General features: G+C 59.1%; 1 protein-coding gene. It reads right to left on the bottom strand.

Translation table 11 applies throughout. The features are described from left to right. Positions 1 to 12 precede the first annotated feature (12 nt). Positions 13 to 232 (bottom strand): hypothetical protein (locus SB756_RS35875; RefSeq protein WP_410914006.1); only part of this gene is annotated, 220 nt, incomplete at its 5' end.

The raw sequence follows: 232 nt of genomic DNA, 5'->3' as shown, positions 1-232 counted from the left end.
CGGCAACGCGGCTTAAAGAAACTCCTGCGCTTTCTGAATCAGACTGGTTTTGGTCAGCGCGCCCAGAAAGCGCCGTTCCTGCGGATTGTTGAGCACCGGCAACCGCTCCAGCGTCACCGCCGCAAAGGCTTCCCATCCCTCACGCATACTCTGATTCTGATACACCACCGGGAAATCCTGATCCATCACGCACTGCACCGGTGAGTCGAGGGTGATCTCCTGGGCCAGCACC

The organism is Pseudomonas sp. SIMBA_068, from assembly GCF_046534705.1.
In the GTDB taxonomy this organism is placed as follows: domain Bacteria; phylum Pseudomonadota; class Gammaproteobacteria; order Pseudomonadales; family Pseudomonadaceae; genus Aquipseudomonas; species Aquipseudomonas putida.
Note: the sequence above shows the minus strand (reverse complement) of the source record. Positions and strands in the feature narration are given on the sequence as shown.